Genomic DNA, 1,358 nt, shown 5'->3' on the forward strand with positions numbered 1-1,358 from the left:
GAACGCTACATGTAAAACCATACCGCCCCATGAAAATGCCCATATCTTATTTATAGGCAGAAACGGTGTGTTCTGCCTATAGATAGGCAGGTTTGACGTGTTCTGGATATGTATAGGCACATAAGGTTTGATAACTCTTAGAGTTAACTTGCTGCGCTGGGAGGGATTGGGTATCTCAGGTCGATTTGTGGCGCATCGCTTAGAAGCCGGCCAGATTTTGCCATAAGGTATCCGGCGATTTCTTCAGGCGTCAAATCAACATGAATCATGTCTTAATCCTGGAACCATTCATTAGGCCAGTAGATAAGGTCGGACGGATTGGCATCAAAGTTTTTCTGCAGCAATTATTGTCTGGAATAAAATCTTGTTGGGATAGGCTTTTAGTCTCATTAGTAACTTTTCTTAGATAAGTTACTAATGGGACTAACGCATCATTAGTAACTTTTTCCAAAAAAATTACTAATGAGTTCACTACGCTCCCTATCCCTTCATTAGTAACTTTTTCATAAATAGTTACTTATGTATAAGGGTAACTAAAGCGCAGTTTGATGACAGATGCCAACGGGCTTCCTCTGTCGCTGGTCGCCGCCGCAGCGAACACGCATGACATCAAACTGGTTGCGGATACATTCAAAACCCTCCGGACGGGTCATACAGGACAAAAACTCAGACGCTGCCCGGAAAAAGATTACGAAGCAGACCGGTTGAGTCGCCGCGTCGAGCCGCATATACAGTCCAGTAATGAGGGACACAAGGGTTTCAAAGCCTATCATTAGGTCGTCGATAGGACTAATATTTAGAGAAGACAAAATACCCACCAGCCCACGGCGATGATTTCGGTCATCCGTAGTGATGTAATCATATAGGAAAAACTACCCTGTCCTTAAGGTGCCATACATTGGCTGTATTTTTCTGCACATTCATTTTCTTGCGACATATAGGAGTTCGGTAGTGGCAAAGCTTCTCACACTCGAAGAGTGGGCTTCTAGAACATATGAAACCCCTCCGTCATTATCATCACTTCGCCGCTGGGCTAGAGAAGGTAGGATTTACCCAGCGCCAGAACTTCATGGAAAAACTTACAGAGTTCACCCTGATGCTGTATACGTCGACATAAGCAAAAAGGATGTAGTACCTAACAGGTCGATAGATACCATAACGTCAAAAGGAACCTTGGTAGAGAGAGTTCGCGCAATGGAGCAAAAACAAGCAAAGAAGAGGCGGTAAACTCTAGCAAGTAAAGAGAGTCAATGCGCCCGCATCTTCTTACCCATAGGTACATGTGTCTTGTTTGGCTATGAACTGGCCGATGCCAAATAATTTGCCGATAGGGGCATGTAGTCTATTTCTGCGTCCAT

Annotated in this window: 1 protein-coding gene and 2 pseudogenes; 2 read left to right on the forward strand and 1 reads right to left on the reverse strand. The window is 44.2% G+C overall.

From position 1 onward, the window contains the following. Positions 1-143 precede the first annotated feature (143 nt). Positions 144-344: pseudogene (locus CWM53_RS31930) on the reverse strand (hypothetical protein); the annotation flags it as partial. 189 nt (positions 345-533) lie between these two features. Between CWM53_RS31930 and CWM53_RS32215 the strand changes: the two are divergent. Both CWM53_RS32215 and CWM53_RS10155 read left to right on the forward strand, forming a co-directional pair. Beyond that, positions 534-764 (forward strand): annotated as a pseudogene (locus CWM53_RS32215) (IS5/IS1182 family transposase); the annotation flags it as partial. A 187-nt stretch (positions 765-951) separates the two neighbouring features. Next, positions 952-1,227, forward strand: coding sequence for an excisionase (locus tag CWM53_RS10155; RefSeq protein ID WP_100697646.1), 276 nt, complete (start codon positions 952-954; stop codon positions 1,225-1,227). Positions 1,228-1,358: the final 131 nt, after the last annotated feature.

The sequence above is a fragment of the Klebsiella sp. A-Nf5 genome (assembly GCF_002810545.1).
Taxonomy (GTDB): Bacteria; Pseudomonadota; Gammaproteobacteria; order Enterobacterales; family Enterobacteriaceae; genus Klebsiella; species Klebsiella variicola.